Origin of the sequence: Clostridium sp., from assembly GCF_036642255.1 — a bacterium.
Classification (GTDB): domain Bacteria; phylum Bacillota; class Clostridia; order Clostridiales; family Clostridiaceae; genus Clostridium_J.
On record NZ_JAVWDJ010000004.1, the window covers coordinates 49850 to 66202 of the forward strand.

Below are 16353 nucleotides of genomic sequence, written 5' to 3' on the forward strand. Positions count from 1 at the left end.
TGAAGGAGGAAATAAAATGTTTGGAGGTTTTTTTGAAAAACTTAAAGCCGGACTTTCAAAGACTAGAAATAGCATCAGTGATGCAGTTACACAGGTTTTAAAGCTTGCGGTTACAATTGATGAGGATCTTTATGAAGAATTAGAGGAAATACTAATAACAAGTGATATTGGAGTAGATACTTCAGTTGAAATTATTGAAAGACTAAGAGTTAAAGTTAAAGCGGAAAAGATAAAAGACCCAGCACAAATACTTCCTGCTATGAAGGAAGTAATCATTGATATTCTTGGTGATTATGAAAACTCAATAATTCCAGAAAAAATTCCTCATGTAAAACTTATAATTGGAGTTAATGGTGTAGGAAAAACGACTTCTATAGGTAAAATTGCAGCAAGAATAAAAAATAACAACTATAAAGTACTAATTGCAGCGGGAGATACCTTTAGAGCAGCAGCAATAGATCAACTTGAAGTGTGGAGTAAAAGGGCAGGAGTAGATTTAATCAAACATCAAGAAGGGGCAGACCCAGCAGCAGTAGTCTATGATGCGGTTCAAGCAGCAAAGGCTAGGAAGACAGATGTTTTAATATGTGATACTGCAGGAAGACTCCATAACAAGAAAAATCTTATGGATGAACTTGGAAAAATTAATAGAATTATAGACAGAGAATTTAAAGAAGCAGAAAAGGAAACTTTATTAGTTCTTGATGCAACCACAGGACAAAATGCTATTATTCAAGCTAAACAATTTATGGAAGTATGTCCTATTGATGGGATAATTCTAACAAAGCTTGATGGAACGGCTAAAGGTGGAGTTGTTATATCTATAAAAAATACTTTAAACATACCAGTAAAATATATTGGTGTTGGAGAAGGTATAGATGATTTGCAGGAATTTAAATCAAAAGAATTTGTTGAGGCATTATTTTAATCTTTATTAATTTATTTTGCTGTTAAGTAAAAGTACTTGACACTACAAAGTCAATCTGTTAATATAACTTTTGTAAGTTAGGTGATAGTATGGAAAAAAGATTAGAGATATCATTACTACTAGATTTTTATAACCCATTGCTTACAGAAAAACAAAGAGATGTAATGGATTTGTATTTTAACAAAGACTTATCTCTTTCTGAAATAGCAGAGTTAGCAAATGCTAGTAGGCAAGCAATTCACGATTTGATAAAAAGATGCGATAATCTTTTAATAGAGTACGAAGATAAACTTCACTTGATGGAAAAAGCCTTAACTCTAGAAAACTCCAAAGATAGGATTATTAATAGATTAGAAGAACTAAAGAATAAATTAGATAGAGAAGATAATAAAGAAATAATCACTGATATTATAAAGGATATCGTGGAGAGTATATAGGAGGTTTATTATGGCTTTTGAAGGATTATCTTCTAAGTTACAGGAAACCATAAAAAAGTTAAAGGGCAAAGGAAAGCTTTCTGAAAAAGATATTAAGGAAGCTATGAGAGAAGTTAAATTAGCACTGTTAGAAGCTGATGTTAACTACAAGGTTGTTAAAGACTTTGTAAAAGTTGTCGGTGAGAAGTGTCTTGGAAATGAAGTTATGGAAAGTTTAACTCCAGGACAACAGGTTATAAAGATTGTTAATGATGAATTAACCACTCTTATGGGGAGCACAGAAAGTAAATTAGAATTTGTTCATAATGGTATTACTGTAATTATGCTTGCAGGATTGCAAGGTGCAGGTAAAACAACTATGGCTGGAAAGCTTGCGCTAAGTCTTAGAAAAAATAATAAAAAACCTCTTTTGGTAGCTTGTGACATTTATAGACCAGCAGCTATTAAGCAGCTTCAAGTAGTAGGAAAATCTATAGATGTACCAGTGTTTACTTTAGGAGATAAAACAAACCCTGTAGATATAGCAAAAGCATCTATCGAAGATGCAAAAAGCAATAACTACAATGTGGTTATTATAGATACAGCAGGAAGACTTCATATAGATGAAACACTTATGGATGAACTTAAGAATATTAAAGCGGCTGTAAATCCCATTGAAATTCTTTTAGTAGTTGATTCCATGACAGGTCAAGATGCTGTTAATGTAGCAGAGAGCTTCAATAGTTCTTTAGATATTACAGGAGTTATTTTAACTAAACTTGATGGTGACACAAGAGGGGGAGCTGCCCTTTCTATCAAATCTATTACTGGCAAACCGATAAAATATGCTGGTGTAGGAGAAAAAATGACAGATTTTGAGGTGTTCCATCCTGAAAGAATGGCTTCTAGAATATTAGGTATGGGTGATGTGCTTTCACTTATTGAAAAAGCACAATCAGCTATTGATGAAAAGAAGGCTCAAGAATTAGGAAACAAAATGTTAAATCAAGATTTTAACTTTGAGGATTTTCTTGAAACTCTTAATCAGATGAAGAACTTAGGACCTTTAGGAAAAATTATGGAAATGATTCCTGGTTTTAACTCAAAGGAACTTAAAGGTGTAGATCTTTCACAAAGTGAAAAGGAAATGGCTAAAATTGAAGCTATTATAAAATCAATGACATATGCTGAAAGAAAAAATCCTAATTTAATATCTTCTTCACCTTCAAGAAAGAAAAGAATTGCTAATGGATCAGGTACTACTATTCAAGCAGTAAATAAAATTCTTAAAGATTTTGAAAATATGAGGAAGATGATGAAGCAAATGAAGGGTATGGCTAAGCCAGGTAAGAAAGGCTTATTTGGAAAATTACCTTTTTAGCTAGAATTTCTAAGGTTAAGTCTCCTATTTCTATGATTTTTAAATAAATTTAAGCTAGGAGTTTACATCATATATATTAAACTTTGGAAAGAGTTGAATTTTTTCTAGAGTAATTTAACAAAACCAATTTGTTGATTTTGTTCAGAAATTATATGACAATATTATCCTTTGAAGGAGGTGAAAAAACATGGCAGTAAAAATAAGATTAAGAAGAATGGGTGCTAAAAAAGCTCCTTTCTACAGAATAGTTGTAGCTGATTCAAGATCTCCAAGAGATGGAAGATTTGTTGAGGAAATTGGATATTACAATCCAACTACTGAGCCAGTTACTGTTAAAATCGATGAAGAAAAAGCAGCTCAATGGATAAAAAATGGTGCACAACCTACAGACACAGTTAAGAGACTTTTCAATAACGCAGGTATAAAATAGGAAAGTTAAATTGATTGGAGGCGCATTCCATGAGAGAATTACTTGAAATTATTGCTAAATCTTTAGTCGATAATCCAGATTCTGTTCAAGTAAATGAAATTACTGGTGAGCATTCTATAATTTTAGAATTAAAGGTTGCTCAAGAGGATATGGGTAAAGTAATTGGAAAACAGGGAAGAATAGCTAAAGCTATTAGAACTGTTGTTAAAGCAGCGGCTATTAAAGAAAATAAAAGAGTTGTTGTGGAGATAATATAAGAGTTAGGGAGACCTAACTCTTATTTATAATGTAGATTAGCAAGGTGAATCACTTTGTTAATTTTGCTTAAAATTAAAATGTGAAATTTTATTTTAGTTTTAATTAAAAGTAGCAAGAGTATTATTCTTGCTACTTTTGATTTTATTATAAATATATAAGTATTATATGGTTTTCAACATGAAACTTATTTTACTCATTAATTAGGTTGAATAACTATAATCCTCTGAAGCAAGGTACAGGTTAAATTTTAAATACATAATCCTATATTTACTTTTAATTCTTAACACAGTACCTAATTGAGTTTAGAAGTAGAATCTTGCTATGTAAGATGTAAGGGATATGAAAATATTTTATTTAAAGTTTGTTATAAAATGTATTATAGGCGATGATTTATTAGTTGAATAATGCAGAGTTTTAAGTTATATTAAATAGGCTATAATAAATATGTATTTTATTATAATCAAAGTAAATTAATAAAGGATAAAAATTCCAAAAAATTTAATAAACATAATAACAAGGAGAATTTTATTATGAAAGAGTTTATGAGCGTTGGACAAATTTCGAAACCTCATGGAATTAGAGGTGAAGTAAAAGTTATATCACTTATGGATAGCTTAGAGGACTTTAGAGAATTAGATGAAGTATTTATAGATGAAAAAAGAATAAAAATTACTGAAGTTAAGTTACAAAAGGACAGAGCAATTCTTAAAATAGAAGGAATAGATACTGTTGAAGCAGCAGAAAGATATAGAAATAAATATCTTATGATTAAAAGAGAGGACGCAAAGGATTTACCAGAAGATACATATTATGTAGCGGATCTAATTGGGTGCACAGTATTAGATACAGATGGAAAAAACTTAGGGAAGATTTATGATGTTATTCAGACTGGAAGTAACGATGTATATTGGGTTAAAGGTGAAGGTAAAGCGGAAGTATTAATTCCGGTTTTAAAGGATATAGTGGTTAATATAGACATTAATAGTAGTGAAATTTTAATAAAACCGGTTAATGTTTGGTCAGAATGAAAATAGATGTATTAACTTTATTTCCAGAAATGTTTCAAATATTTAACCACAGTATAATTGGAAGAGCACAGGAAAAAGGCATATTAAAAGTAAATACAATAAATATAAGAGATTTCACCTTAAGTAAACATAAGAAGGTAGATGATTATCCATATGGTGGTGGTGCCGGTATGGTTATGATGGCCCAACCTATCGTAGATGCAATAATAGATTTGAAAAAAAGCAATAAAGGAAAAGTAATATTTTTAGGACCTAGGGGTAAAACCTTTGACCAAGACTTAGCGAAGGAAATGAGCAAAGAAGAAGAGTTGATTTTTCTGTGTGGTCATTATGAAGGAATAGATGAAAGGGTATACAAGTACATAGATATGGAATTTTCCCTTGGAGATTTTGTTTTAACAGGAGGGGAGATGGCTTGTATACCTATAATTGATAGTATTAGCAGGTTAATCCCAGGAGTTTTATCTAGCGAGGAAAGCTTTAGTGAGGAATCCTTCTATAGTGGATTATTAGAATATCCACAGTACACTAGACCTGCGAATTTTCAAGGAGAAGAAGTCCCGGAGGTATTACTTTCTGGACATCACGATAATGTAAGAAAATGGAGAAGGCTCCAATCTCTTTTAATCACGAAAGAAAGAAGAATTGATTTATATCAAAAAATTCAACTTACCAAAGAGGATAAAAAATTATTAGAGAAATATTATAAATAAGTATAAGCGACATTACTAAATGAATCTTTAAAGAAGTTTTGTCTTTTATAAAATTTAGAATTTATAATAATGTTCTTTTGAAGGCTCAAGGAATACACTCCTTGAAGTTATTATAATTAAAAGATAATGTTGCTTATGCAGAAGTATTGTGATAAAATGTACTTTGTGCTAGTACGGGCGTTCCTCTGTCATAAAGTATGATTAAGAACGTCAAAATAAAATTTTAGGAGGGAATGCACATGTTAGATATAATAAGAGCTATAGAAGCTGAACATTTAAGAAATGATTTACCACAATTCAATGTAGGAGATTCTGTAAAAGTACATATCAGAATCAAAGAAGGAAACAAAGAAAGAGTTCAGGTTTTCGAAGGAACTGTTCTTAAGAGACAAAATGGTGGAGTTAGAGAAACTTTCACTGTAAGAAGAGTTGCTTACAATGTTGGAGTAGAAAAAACTTTCCCAGTTAACTCACCAGTTATTGAAAAGGTTGAAGTTATAAGAAGAGGTAAAGTAAGAAGAGCTAAATTATTCTACTTAAGAAACAGAGTAGGTAAAGCTGCTAAAGTTAAAGAATTAATCTAAAGAAATGGGACTTTTAAGTCCCTTTTTTTATTAAGCATAATTATAAAACAAAATGTTGTAAATAATATATAGATAAAACACCTAGGAGTGATGAAATAAATGAGTATAAATTGGTTTCCGGGGCATATGGCGAAGACCCGTAGAGAAATAAAAGAAAATTTAAAACTTGTAGATGCAGTAATTGAAATTAGAGATGCAAGAATAGCATATTCAAGCTCAAACCCTCAGATAGAAGAGATATGTAAAGATAAGCCAAGAATAATACTGTTTAATAAAAGTGATTTAAGTGAAGATAGTGTAACTAAGCTTTGGATAAAAAAGCTTTCAAATAGCTATACAAAGGTTTTATCGGTAAATTGCTTAACAGGGATGGGATTGAATAAAATAAAACCAACTCTAGATGAAATGCTTAAAGAAAAGCATGATAGAATGAAAAATAAAGGTGTTGTGAATATAATTACAAGAGTTATGGTTGTGGGTATTCCCAATGTGGGTAAGTCTACTTTTATAAATAAGATGGCAAAGAATAATATTGCAAAAACAGGGGATAGACCAGGAGTTACAAAAAGTAAGCAATGGATAAAAACAAAAATAGGAATTGAGCTTATGGATACTCCAGGAGTTTTATGGCCTAAATTTGAAGATGAAAAAGTGGGACTAAATTTAGCATTTACAGGTGCTATCAAAGATGAGATTATGGACGTGGAAGGACTTACACTGAAGCTCATAGAACAGTTACAACATTCTCACCCACAAAGACTTATAAATAGATACAAATTAACAGAAATAAGTGAAGATCCACTAGAAAACATGGATAACATAGGAAAAAAAAGAGGTGCTGTAGTCTCTGGAGGGAATATAGATTATAACAGAGTAGCTGTAATGTTCCTAGATGAATTTAGGGGCGGTAAATTAGGACCAATTTCTCTTGAAGGACCAAATTTTCAGGAAGAGATGAAAGAAGAGATAATGAAAGACGATGAAGTGAAACACAATGAAGTTGAGTAGTTTAGAGAATATAGAGAAAATAAAATATAACCATATAAAGACTTTTGTTAAAGAATTTATGTCAGTTAATTCATTAAAATATCAGGAAAAAGAATATTTAGATATTGTAGATACATTAAATTATGATAAAAGAAAAAATGTAAATGCGCTTGGTAATATGATGAAAAAACATATAGAATCATATAAGAAAGAGGTGTCACGGGTTCAAGAGCTTTATGATTTTGATAAAAGTTATGGAGTTAATATAGTGGCAGGTGTAGATGAAGTTGGTAGGGGACCTTTAGCAGGACCAATTGTTTCTGCCGCAGTAGTTTTGGATTTAAATTCTGTAGATCCGATCTTATACATAAATGATTCGAAAAAAATAAATAGTGAGCTAAGGGAAAAACTAAGTGAAATTATTAAAGAAAAGGCTATAAGTTTCAGTATATCACTGCTTAGTAATGAGGAAATAGATAAAAGGGGTATCGGTTATTGTAATAATGAGGTTTTTAGAATGGCTATCAGTGATTTAAAGGTAAAGCCTGAATTAGTATTAACTGATGGGTATCCAATAAAAAATTTTTCCTTAAGAAACGAATTTGTTATAAAAGGTGATACAAAAAGTGCATCAATAGCCTGTGCATCAATTTTAGCTAAGGTATACAGAGATAAGGTCATGAAAGAATTAGCAACTATCTACCCTGATTATGGCTTTGAGAATAATGTGGGTTATGGTAGTAAGGAACACATATCGGCTATTATTAACCATGGAGTTACTGATATACACAGAAAATCTTTCTTAACCAACATTCTTGAAAAAGGATAGTTAGACAATTTAGGAAAGTTTTTTCAATGATTTCTGAAAGAAAATTTAGTAAATATGAAATAATGTTATGTTTAATAGGCATACCCGCATTAAATTGGTATGCCTTATATGTCGAAAATATCATTAAAATTAGGGATTAATTGCGCTTCCTTGCAATTAATCCCTTTATTAAATAATAATATTATAAGAGTTTTTCTATATTTGGAAGGCGTCCTTTATTAATTTAATAGAGTAGTTATCGTCTTTATTATTTAATATTATTTCAATAACATCAAATCTAAAATTAAATTTATAAAGTTTTTTTTTCAAAATGTAACTTTGGGCAGTTCTATAAATTTTATATTGTTTTAGTTTAGTTACGCTTTCTCCAGGACTTCCGTAAAGGCTACCATATCTACTTTTAACCTCAACAAAACAAATATATTTGTCATCCTTTGCTATTAAATCAATTTCTCCTATTTTACATTTGAAATTTCTTTCCAAAATGGTGTAACCCATCTCTTTTAAATATGTTTCAGCGATATCTTCTCCATGGGAACCTATGCTTTTATTTAATACGCCCATTGAACCATCCTCTCCTATGGTTACAAATTTATTAGTAATTTAATATTAAACTATTAACGTGTAAATATCAAGGATAACTTACAAATAATGTATAAAAGTGAATTAAGTTTTAGTTATATATATTTACATATTTGTTTATAGTGCATATATTTGTCAATAATTAATCTATAAATAAAGGTAAGGGTGATAATATGGCCATACAAATATTGTGTGCTACTTTTTATGGTGTTGAAGGAATAATAGTTAATGTAGAGATTGATACGTCTTATGGACTTCCTTCTTTTAATATTGTTGGACTAGGAGATGCAGCAGTTAAGGAATCAAAAGAAAGAGTAAGGTCAGCCATTATTAATTCGGGATTTGAGTTTCCTGTAAGTAGAATAACTATAAATTTAGCACCTGCAGATTTAAAAAAAGAAGGATCACATTTTGATTTACCAATAGCCATAGGAATATTAGCTGCAACAAACCAAATTTCACCGTCAGAAATAGAAGGATATTTATTTATTGGTGAACTTTCTTTAAATGGTTATTTAAAGAGAGTTAAGGGTGCGTTGCCCATAGTAATTGAAGGTGCTAAGCAAGGAGTTAGTAAATACATTATTCCCATAGATAATGCAGAAGAATGTAGTATTATAAAGAATACAGATATATATCCAATGGAAAATTTGGAACAAACAATAAATTTTTTAAGATATAAGGATATGCTACCATATAAAAATTGCGAAATAGCAAATACTTATATGAATAATAATAGTCTAGATTTGAATGAAGTAATAGGGCAAGAAGCTGCAAAGAGAGCTTTAGAGGTTGCAGCTGCCGGCAACCATAACATAATTTTTCATGGTTCTCCGGGATCAGGAAAAACTATGCTAGCCCAAAGAATAATTTCTATTTTGCCTTCATTAACATACGAAGAGTCTTTAGAGGTTACAAGAATCTATAGTGTTAGTGGTGGGATTGGAAAAGACAGGTTAATTACTACGAGACCGTTTAGAAATCCACATCACACAATAACAAGTATTGCGTTGATAGGAGGTGGAAGAAATCCAGCGCCAGGAGAAGCATCTTTAGCTCACAATGGTGTGTTGTTTTTGGATGAAATTTTAGAATTTAATAAAAATTCTCTACAGGTTTTAAGGCAACCTTTAGAAGAACGAGAGGTCAAACTATCTAGAATTAATGGAACAATAAAATATCCAGCAAACTTTATGCTTATAGGAGCCTTGAATCCTTGTCCTTGTGGATACTTTGGAACTAATGTAAAAAGATGTAAGTGTACAGAGTATGAGATAAAACGATACCTAGGAAGGATATCTGGACCACTATTAGATAGAGTAGATATATTTTCATCAGTAAATCCTATCTCTTATGATGAGATTAATGGAGAATCTAAAGGTGAAAGTTCCTTAGATATAAAAAAAAGAGTTGAGAAAGCAAGAGAAATTCAAAAGGAAAGATTTAAAGGGGATAATATAAATTGTAATTCTGAAATGAAAGAAAAACATCTAAAAAAGTATTGTAATTTAAATGAAAAGTCCAATAAAATATTGAAAATTGCCTATGATAAATTATCCTTAAGTACCAGAGCTTATAGTAGAATACTTAAGGTGGCAAGAACTATTGCGGATTTAAGCGACAAAGAGAATATAGATGAAAAAGATTTAATTGAAGCACTTCAGTACAGAAAATTTATAGATGAAAATGCAATATAAAATGATAATGATTTATTGCGGTGTGAACTTATTCGCGAATATTACAAATGTGTAAATAATTGAAGATGGAGACGTAAATATGGATATTTTAAAACTTTGGTTTGCATTAGTTGAAATTTCTAGTAATATTAAGTTAAAAATTTTGACAGAGTTTGGTAGCTTAGAAAATATAAGAGATTTCATGACAATGCATAAAAGTTCTACAGCTTTAGATAATAAGTTAATTGATAAATTAATAAAAGCTTATGACTTACAAAAACTTTATAGAATCATGGAAAAGCTTGAAAAGGAACAAATTGGTTTCATAACTATTAAAGAGGGACAGTATCCTGAAAAGTTGAAATTATTTGATGATGCACCTTTCGCACTTTTCTATAAGGGCAATATTTCAAATATTAATCAGGAGAGAAGTATTTCAATTGTAGGTTCAAGAACATGTACTAGGTATGGTGCAGATATCACAAAGTTAATTACTGAAGAGCTAGTCCAAAATAACTTAAACATTATCAGCGGAATGGCAAGAGGGATAGATACAATAGTGCATAAAACCGCTGTAATTAATAAGGGATATACAGTTGCTATTTTGGGAAGTGGCGTAGATGTGGTTTATCCCAAGGAGAACTTAAAGCTATATAATGAAATAATTTCTTCAGGTGGTTGTGTCATTAGCGAATTTGCCCCAGAAACAAGGCCACTATCTATGAATTTTCCAATTAGAAATAGAATAATAAGTGGGCTAAGTGATTTAGTAATTGTAGCAGAGGCAGGAGAAAAAAGCGGATCATTGATTACTGCTACAAAAGCATTGGAACAAGGAAAAGAAGTTATGGCAATTCCTGGATCAATATTCTCAGAAGAGAGCAAAGGAACAAATAAACTTATAAAAGAAGGAGCTCATGTTTTTACAAATATTAATGATGTTTTTTATTTATTAGGAATAGATAGGAATAAAAATAATAAAATCATTAATGATAATAATAAAGGAAGTGTTTGTGAGGACATATACAGAATTATTGATAACAATCCTATACATATAGATGACATTATAAGGTTAACTAATATTGACATAAAGCAAATATATGAGTTATTATTTGAAATGCAACTAAAAGATGAAATATTGTGCTTAAATGGTAGTTTTTATGTGAGAGTTAATAAAATTATATAGCTTTGAAAATTTATAATGTAGGAAAAATAAACTGAACATGCTGGAGGGGATAATATGGGTCAAAAGCTAGTAATAGTTGAGTCGCCAGCTAAGGCAAAAACAATAAAGAAGTATTTAGGCAAAAATTATGTAGTTGAGGCATCTATGGGTCACCTAAGAGATTTACCTAAAAGTCAATTAGGGGTAGATGTGGAAAATAATTATGAGCCAAAGTACATCACTATTAGGGGAAAAGGAGAATTACTAGATAAACTAAAAAAAGAGGCAAAGAAAAGTGAAAAAGTTTATTTAGCCACTGACCCTGATAGAGAAGGGGAAGCAATCTCATGGCACTTAGCTAAGATTTTAAAAATCGATGAAACAGAAAAATGTAGGATAGAATTTAATGAAATTACTAAAAATGCTGTAAAAAACGCCATAAAAAGTCCAAGAACAATTAACGAAAACGTATTTAATGCACAACAAGCAAGAAGAGTTCTGGATAGACTTGTTGGATATGAAATAAGTCCAATTCTTTGGAGAAAAATTAAATGGGGATTAAGCGCAGGAAGAGTACAATCTGTAGCTTTAAGGATAATTTGTGATAGAGAAAAAGAAATATTAGATTTTGTAGCTAAAGAGTATTGGACAATAGAAAGCAATGTATTTAAAAAAGGTGAAGTCAGTAACTTTTCAACTAAATTACATAGTAAAAATGGTAAAAAGCTTGAGATAAACACTAAAGAAGAAAGTGATATCATAATAAAGGAGCTACAGAACAATGATTTTATTGTAAAATCTATAAAGGTTACAGAAAAAACCAAAAATCCACTTCCTCCATTCACAACAAGCACAATGCAGCAGGATGCATATAGAAAGATAAACTTTTCTACTAAAAAAACCATGTCAACTGCACAGCAATTGTATGAAGGAATTGAGGTAAAAGGTTTTGGTACAGTGGGCTTAATAACATACATGAGAACAGACTCTGTTAGAGTATCTGACGAGGCTCAAGTTTCTGTAGGAGAATTCATAAAAAGTGCTTTTGGGGACAAATACTTACCAATAAGCAAAAGAGTATATAAAGGTAAAAAGAATGCACAAGATGCTCATGAGGCAATAAGACCTACTCACTTTGAAATTACTCCAGAGGTAGCAAAGACTAGCTTAAGCAATGATCAATATAAACTTTATACGCTTATATGGAATAGATTTGTAGCAAGTCAAATGGCGTCATCAATTATTGATTCTACTTCAATTGAAATAGAAAATGGAATATACGATTTTAGAACAACGGGTTACAAAGTAAAATTTGATGGATTTACTAAAGTTTATAATACTGATAACGAAGAAGATGGAGAAGTAAATAAGCTACCTAAATTAGAAGAAGGTGAAATGCTAATCAAAAAATCTATTGAGGGCAAGCAGCATTTTACTCAACCACCACCAAAGTTTTCAGAGGCATCTTTAGTAAAGACTTTAGAGGAAAATGGAATAGGAAGACCTAGTACCTATTCACCAACAATTTCAACTTTACTTGATAGAAAGTATATAGAAAGAAATAAAAAGGTTTTAGAACCAACGGAACTAGGTTTTATAGTAAATAATTTGATGAGTGATTATTTTAAGGAAATTGTAGATATTGAATTTACCGCAGAAATGGAAGATAAACTAGATAGAGTTGAAGAAGGAAAAGAACAGTGGAAAGCAATAGTTGACACTTTCTTTACACCTTTAAAAAAATCCATTGATATTGCAGAGAAAGAAATTTCTAAAATTACAATTGAAGACAAAATATCTGATGTGAAATGCGATAAATGTGGGCGATTTATGGTTATTAAGCAGGGTAGATTTGGAGATTTCTTGGCTTGCCCAGGATATCCGGAATGTAAAAATACTAAAGCAATAACTCGAGAGATTGAAGCTCCTTGCCCTAAGTGCGGAGGCACAATTTTAGAAAAGAGAAGCAAAAAAGGCAAAACATTTTTTGGGTGTGAAAATTATCCACAATGCGATTTTGTTAGTTGGCATGAGCCAACAAAAGAGAAGTGCCCAGAGTGCAATGATATCTTACTAAAGAGATACTCTAAGGCAAAAGGTGATTATTTGGAATGTGCAAATAAAGAATGTAAGCATAAAAAATTAACAAATGGTTAATTAATAATTACAAAACTATAAATTTATTGAATTTCCCCGAAAAGATGACGTATTATGTCGAAAATTTGTATGAATTTTGTTGAAATAGTAAGTATACTATGGTATCCTATGTTAAGGAAAGTTCAATTCTAAAGATTTTAAATTAAATAAATGTTTTGAATTGTTTATAGGGCATAATAATAGTTGTTGAGAATAACTAATAAAATAAATATGACCCAAATACGGAGTAGGAGGAATTTAAGTGTCACTATTAAATAAAACAAGAAAACTAAACAAGATACTGCAAAAATCTGGTACAGAACCAGTAGTATTTGATGACATTTGCAAACTATTAAGTGATGTTTTAGAATGTAATGTTTATGTAGCTAGTAGAAGAGGTAAGGTTTTAGGGTATAATTTTTCAGGCGGTTATGAATGTGATGAAGTTAAAAATGAAGTTTTAAATGGTATGAGATTTCCTGAAGATTATAACGCTAAATTACTAAATACTGAAGAAACTAGAGCTAATTTACCTAGTAAAGGTGTTTGTGTTTTTGAAAATGGTAAGGACTGTGGGTTAGATGATAAATTAACTACTGTAGTTCCTATCAATGGTAATAGAGAAAGACTAGGAACTTTATTACTTTCAAGATTTGGAAGTCCGTTTACAGAGGAAGATTTAGTACTAGCAGAATATAGTGCAACCATAGTAGGACTAGAAATTTTAAGATCTAAAAATGACGTAATTGAAGAAGAAGCTAGAAAAAAAGCTATCGTACAGTTAGCTATTGGAACGCTTTCATATTCAGAACTTGAAGCAGTGGAGCATATATTTAATGAACTAGAAGGAAGCGAAGGACTTTTAGTTGCATCTAAAATAGCAGATAAAGTTGGTATAACAAGATCTGTTATTGTAAATGCATTAAGAAAATTTGAAAGTGCAGGAGTCATAGAATCTAGATCATTAGGTATGAAGGGTACTCATATTAAGATTTTAAACGATAAGTTAATAGAAGAGTTAAACAAGTTGAAATAATACTTATAAGCAAGGGGAATCCCTTGCTTATTTATTTTTTGAAAAATTAATATTTTAAGAAGAGACATTTTTATATGAAATATTTTTGTAAAATGAATTATGGAGATCTAAGGGGGAAAAGGTTTTTTAAAATTATTATAATGGAATTTAAATTAACACTTAACAATGTGAAAGTGATTTTGATAAATTAATCTTTTAATAAATATCATAAAATAAACTTTATAAGTATAAAAAAAAGAAATATGTGTAAATTAATAAATGTTATGCAGAAAGTTATATGTTTGTAAAATTTTTATTGAATAGTATTTATAATTATGTTATACTACTCAAGGTAAGAAAATACGCACATTGCTCTATTTGTTGAAAGGTGCCTTGTAATAAGGTTTTCAATGGAAATGAAAGCAATGGAGGTAAAACCAAGGAGGTATATTAAAATGGCAGTAATATCAATGAAACAATTACTAGAAGCAGGTGTTCATTTCGGACATCAAACAAGAAGATGGAATCCTAAAATGGCTAGGTACATTTTCACAGAAAGAAATGGAATTTATATCATCGACTTACAAAAAACAGTTAAGAAAATTGATGAAGCATATGATTTCATAAAATCTGTATCTGAAGAAGGAAAAGATATATTATTTGTTGGTACAAAAAAGCAAGCTCAAGAAGCTATCCAAGAAGAAGCTATAAGATCAAGCATGCATTTTGTTAACAACAGATGGTTAGGTGGAATGTTAACTAACTTCAGAACTATCAAAGCAAGAATTGGTAGACTTGAAGAATTAGATAAAATGGAAGAAGATGGAATATTTGATGTTCTTCCTAAGAAAGAAGTTTCACAACTTAAAAACGAAAGAGAAAAATTAGAGAAAAATCTTGGTGGAATCAGAAACATGGATGCTAGCAAAATTGGAGCATTATTTGTTGTTGATCCAAGAAAAGAAAAAAATGCTATATCAGAAGCTAAAATATTAGGAATACCTGTTATTGCAATAGTTGATACTAACTGTGATCCAGATGAAGTTGATTATGTAATTCCTGGAAACGATGATGCAATTAGAGCAGTTAAATTAATCACTGAGAGATTAGCTGATGCTATAATTGAAGCGAGACAAGGCGAGCAATTAGCTGAGTAATTAGTATAGTAATAACATATTAATGAATTAATAAATGACAGCCTCATCTATGGTTGTGAAGAGAAAATAAATTTATAAGGTAGATGGGAGAAAAAATTCTTTCATTTACCTTTTAAATTAGTTATAAAGAGGAGGAATAAAGATGATAACTGCAGGAATGGTTAAAGAACTTAGAGAAAGAACAGGCGCAGGAATGATGGACTGTAAAAAGGCTCTAGGTGAGACTAATGGAGATATTGAAAAAGCAATTGAAGTGTTAAGAGAAAAAGGATTAGCGGCAGCTGCTAAAAAAGCAGGAAGAATTGCTGCTGAAGGTATTGTAACTACATACATTTCAGAAGACATGAAATTAGGAGCAGTAGTAGAAGTAAACTGTGAAACTGACTTCGTTGCTGCAAATGAAGAATTTAAAACTCTTACTGAAAACGTGGCAAGAATGGTTGCATTATCAAATGTTAGTACAGTAGAAGAATTAGTTGCACAAAAATACATAGCTGATGAAAGTGCTACAGTACAAGAAGTTGTTACAGCATTAATCGCTAAAATAGGCGAAAATATGTCTGTAAGAAGATTTGAAAGATTTAACATTGAAAATGGAATAATCCAAAGCTATATCCATGGACATGGAAAAATTGGAGTTCTTGTTGAGTTAGCTTGTGAAAAACAAGATCCAGTATTAGCAACAATTGGTAAGGACATAGCAATGCAAATCGCAGCAGCTAACCCATTATTCTTAAATAAAGAGCAAGTTGATAATGAATCTTTAGAAAAAGAAAAAGAAATATATAGAGTTCAAGCTTTAAATGAAGGCAAACCAGCAAACATAGTTGAAAAAATGGTTATGGGAAGAGTAAGTAAATACTATAAAGAAGTTTGCTTAGTTGAACAAGTTTGGGTTAAGAATGGTGATTATACTATTTCTAAATATCTTCAAGAAGAATCTAAGAAAATCGGTGCTGAAATATCAATCACAAGATTTGCTAGATTTGAAAGAGGCGAAGGAATAGAGAAGAAAGAAGATAACTTTGCAGAAGAAGTACAAAAAATGCAAGGAAAATAATTAAAAGA

The 16353-nt window shown here is 30.5% G+C and carries 17 protein-coding genes; 16 read left to right on the plus strand and 1 reads right to left on the minus strand.

All coding sequences use genetic code 11. The features are described from left to right. Nucleotides 1-16 precede the first annotated feature (16 nt). The 10 genes from ftsY to RR409_RS03120 all read left to right on the plus strand — a co-directional run bounded on the left by ftsY (nucleotide 17) and on the right by RR409_RS03120 (nucleotide 7554). Nucleotides 17-928, plus strand: a complete 912-nt coding sequence (gene ftsY / locus RR409_RS03075) for a signal recognition particle-docking protein FtsY (protein ID WP_332556254.1) — start codon at nucleotides 17-19, stop codon at nucleotides 926-928. 89 nt (nucleotides 929-1017) lie between these two features. Then, the gene (locus RR409_RS03080; protein WP_332556255.1) at nucleotides 1018-1365 is read left to right on the plus strand and encodes a putative DNA-binding protein; all 348 of its coding nucleotides are present in this window, start codon (nucleotides 1018-1020) and stop codon (nucleotides 1363-1365) included. A gap of 10 nt (nucleotides 1366-1375) precedes the next feature. Continuing rightward, nucleotides 1376-2725: a signal recognition particle protein gene (gene ffh / locus RR409_RS03085; protein ID WP_332556256.1), complete on the plus strand. Its 1350-nt coding sequence runs from the start codon at nucleotides 1376-1378 to the stop codon at nucleotides 2723-2725. A 187-nt stretch (nucleotides 2726-2912) separates the two neighbouring features. Further along, complete coding sequence (gene rpsP, locus RR409_RS03090) at nucleotides 2913-3155, plus strand: 30S ribosomal protein S16 (protein WP_332556257.1); 243 nt, start codon at nucleotides 2913-2915, stop codon at nucleotides 3153-3155. A gap of 29 nt (nucleotides 3156-3184) precedes the next feature. Continuing rightward, on the plus strand, nucleotides 3185-3412 hold the full coding sequence (locus tag RR409_RS03095; protein ID WP_332556258.1) for a KH domain-containing protein: 228 nt from the start codon (nucleotides 3185-3187) through the stop codon (nucleotides 3410-3412). 531 nt (nucleotides 3413-3943) lie between these two features. Beyond that, entirely contained in the window at nucleotides 3944-4441 is a 498-nt protein-coding gene (rimM, locus tag RR409_RS03100) for a ribosome maturation factor RimM (RefSeq protein WP_332556259.1), read from the plus strand. Beyond that, nucleotides 4438-5154 (plus strand): tRNA (guanosine(37)-N1)-methyltransferase TrmD, encoded by a 717-nt coding sequence (gene trmD, locus RR409_RS03105; RefSeq protein ID WP_332556260.1) that lies wholly within the window; start codon nucleotides 4438-4440, stop codon nucleotides 5152-5154. Before rimM ends, trmD begins: the two co-directional genes overlap by 4 nt. 239 nt (nucleotides 5155-5393) lie before the next feature. Continuing rightward, nucleotides 5394-5738 carry a 50S ribosomal protein L19 gene (rplS, locus tag RR409_RS03110; RefSeq protein ID WP_332556261.1) on the plus strand — a complete coding sequence of 115 codons (345 nt, stop codon included), beginning with the start codon at nucleotides 5394-5396 and terminating at the stop codon, nucleotides 5736-5738. A 99-nt stretch (nucleotides 5739-5837) separates the two neighbouring features. Beyond that, complete coding sequence (ylqF, locus tag RR409_RS03115) at nucleotides 5838-6746, plus strand: ribosome biogenesis GTPase YlqF (protein ID WP_332556262.1); 909 nt, start codon at nucleotides 5838-5840, stop codon at nucleotides 6744-6746. Beyond that, nucleotides 6733-7554: a ribonuclease HII gene (locus tag RR409_RS03120; protein ID WP_332556263.1), complete on the plus strand. Its 822-nt coding sequence runs from the start codon at nucleotides 6733-6735 to the stop codon at nucleotides 7552-7554. Before ylqF ends, RR409_RS03120 begins: the two co-directional genes overlap by 14 nt. Before the next feature lie 195 nt (nucleotides 7555-7749). Here the strand turns inward: RR409_RS03120 and RR409_RS03125 are convergent, their stop codons facing one another. Continuing rightward, nucleotides 7750-8118 (minus strand): YraN family protein, encoded by a 369-nt coding sequence (locus tag RR409_RS03125; RefSeq protein ID WP_332556264.1) that lies wholly within the window; start codon nucleotides 8116-8118, stop codon nucleotides 7750-7752. 191 nt (nucleotides 8119-8309) lie between these two features. Here RR409_RS03125 and RR409_RS03130 point away from each other — a divergent pair, with 191 nt between their 5' ends. The 6 genes from RR409_RS03130 to tsf all read left to right on the plus strand — a co-directional run bounded on the left by RR409_RS03130 (nucleotide 8310) and on the right by tsf (nucleotide 16345). After that, complete coding sequence (locus RR409_RS03130) at nucleotides 8310-9833, plus strand: YifB family Mg chelatase-like AAA ATPase (protein WP_332556265.1); 1524 nt, start codon at nucleotides 8310-8312, stop codon at nucleotides 9831-9833. A gap of 79 nt (nucleotides 9834-9912) precedes the next feature. Beyond that, the gene (dprA, locus tag RR409_RS03135) at nucleotides 9913-10998 is read left to right on the plus strand and encodes a DNA-processing protein DprA (RefSeq protein ID WP_332556266.1); all 1086 of its coding nucleotides are present in this window, start codon (nucleotides 9913-9915) and stop codon (nucleotides 10996-10998) included. 54 nt (nucleotides 10999-11052) lie between these two features. After that, a complete protein-coding gene (gene topA / locus RR409_RS03140; RefSeq protein WP_332556267.1) occupies nucleotides 11053-13134 on the plus strand; it encodes a type I DNA topoisomerase in 2082 nt (693 codons plus the stop codon). Nucleotides 13135-13375: 241 nt separating this feature from the next. Beyond that, the gene (codY, locus tag RR409_RS03145) at nucleotides 13376-14149 is read left to right on the plus strand and encodes a GTP-sensing pleiotropic transcriptional regulator CodY (protein WP_332556268.1); all 774 of its coding nucleotides are present in this window, start codon (nucleotides 13376-13378) and stop codon (nucleotides 14147-14149) included. Nucleotides 14150-14583: 434 nt separating this feature from the next. Further along, nucleotides 14584-15285 carry a 30S ribosomal protein S2 gene (gene rpsB / locus RR409_RS03150; protein WP_332556269.1) on the plus strand — a complete coding sequence of 234 codons (702 nt, stop codon included), beginning with the start codon at nucleotides 14584-14586 and terminating at the stop codon, nucleotides 15283-15285. Between the two features lie 142 nt (nucleotides 15286-15427). Then, nucleotides 15428-16345: a translation elongation factor Ts gene (gene tsf, locus RR409_RS03155; RefSeq protein ID WP_332556270.1), complete on the plus strand. Its 918-nt coding sequence runs from the start codon at nucleotides 15428-15430 to the stop codon at nucleotides 16343-16345. Nucleotides 16346-16353: the final 8 nt, after the last annotated feature.

Bases quoted from the DNA above. Each gene is read 5' to 3' on its own strand.
- ftsY (WP_332556254.1), top strand. From the start codon at position 17: ATGTTTGGAGGTTTTTTTGAAAAACTTAAAGCCGGACTTTCAAAGACT.
- RR409_RS03080 (WP_332556255.1), top strand. From the start codon at position 1,018: ATGGAAAAAAGATTAGAGATATCATTACTACTAGATTTTTATAACCCA.
- ffh (WP_332556256.1), top strand. From the start codon at position 1,376: ATGGCTTTTGAAGGATTATCTTCTAAGTTACAGGAAACCATAAAAAAG.
- rpsP (WP_332556257.1), top strand. From the start codon at position 2,913: ATGGCAGTAAAAATAAGATTAAGAAGAATGGGTGCTAAAAAAGCTCCT.
- RR409_RS03095 (WP_332556258.1), top strand. From the start codon at position 3,185: ATGAGAGAATTACTTGAAATTATTGCTAAATCTTTAGTCGATAATCCA.
- rimM (WP_332556259.1), top strand. From the start codon at position 3,944: ATGAAAGAGTTTATGAGCGTTGGACAAATTTCGAAACCTCATGGAATT.
- trmD (WP_332556260.1), top strand. From the start codon at position 4,438: ATGAAAATAGATGTATTAACTTTATTTCCAGAAATGTTTCAAATATTT.
- rplS (WP_332556261.1), top strand. From the start codon at position 5,394: ATGTTAGATATAATAAGAGCTATAGAAGCTGAACATTTAAGAAATGAT.
- ylqF (WP_332556262.1), top strand. From the start codon at position 5,838: ATGAGTATAAATTGGTTTCCGGGGCATATGGCGAAGACCCGTAGAGAA.
- RR409_RS03120 (WP_332556263.1), top strand. From the start codon at position 6,733: ATGAAGTTGAGTAGTTTAGAGAATATAGAGAAAATAAAATATAACCAT.
- RR409_RS03125 (WP_332556264.1), bottom strand. From the start codon at position 8,118: ATGGGCGTATTAAATAAAAGCATAGGTTCCCATGGAGAAGATATCGCT.
- RR409_RS03130 (WP_332556265.1), top strand. From the start codon at position 8,310: ATGGCCATACAAATATTGTGTGCTACTTTTTATGGTGTTGAAGGAATA.
- dprA (WP_332556266.1), top strand. From the start codon at position 9,913: ATGGATATTTTAAAACTTTGGTTTGCATTAGTTGAAATTTCTAGTAAT.
- topA (WP_332556267.1), top strand. From the start codon at position 11,053: ATGGGTCAAAAGCTAGTAATAGTTGAGTCGCCAGCTAAGGCAAAAACA.
- rpsB (WP_332556269.1), top strand. From the start codon at position 14,584: ATGGCAGTAATATCAATGAAACAATTACTAGAAGCAGGTGTTCATTTC.
- tsf (WP_332556270.1), top strand. From the start codon at position 15,428: ATGATAACTGCAGGAATGGTTAAAGAACTTAGAGAAAGAACAGGCGCA.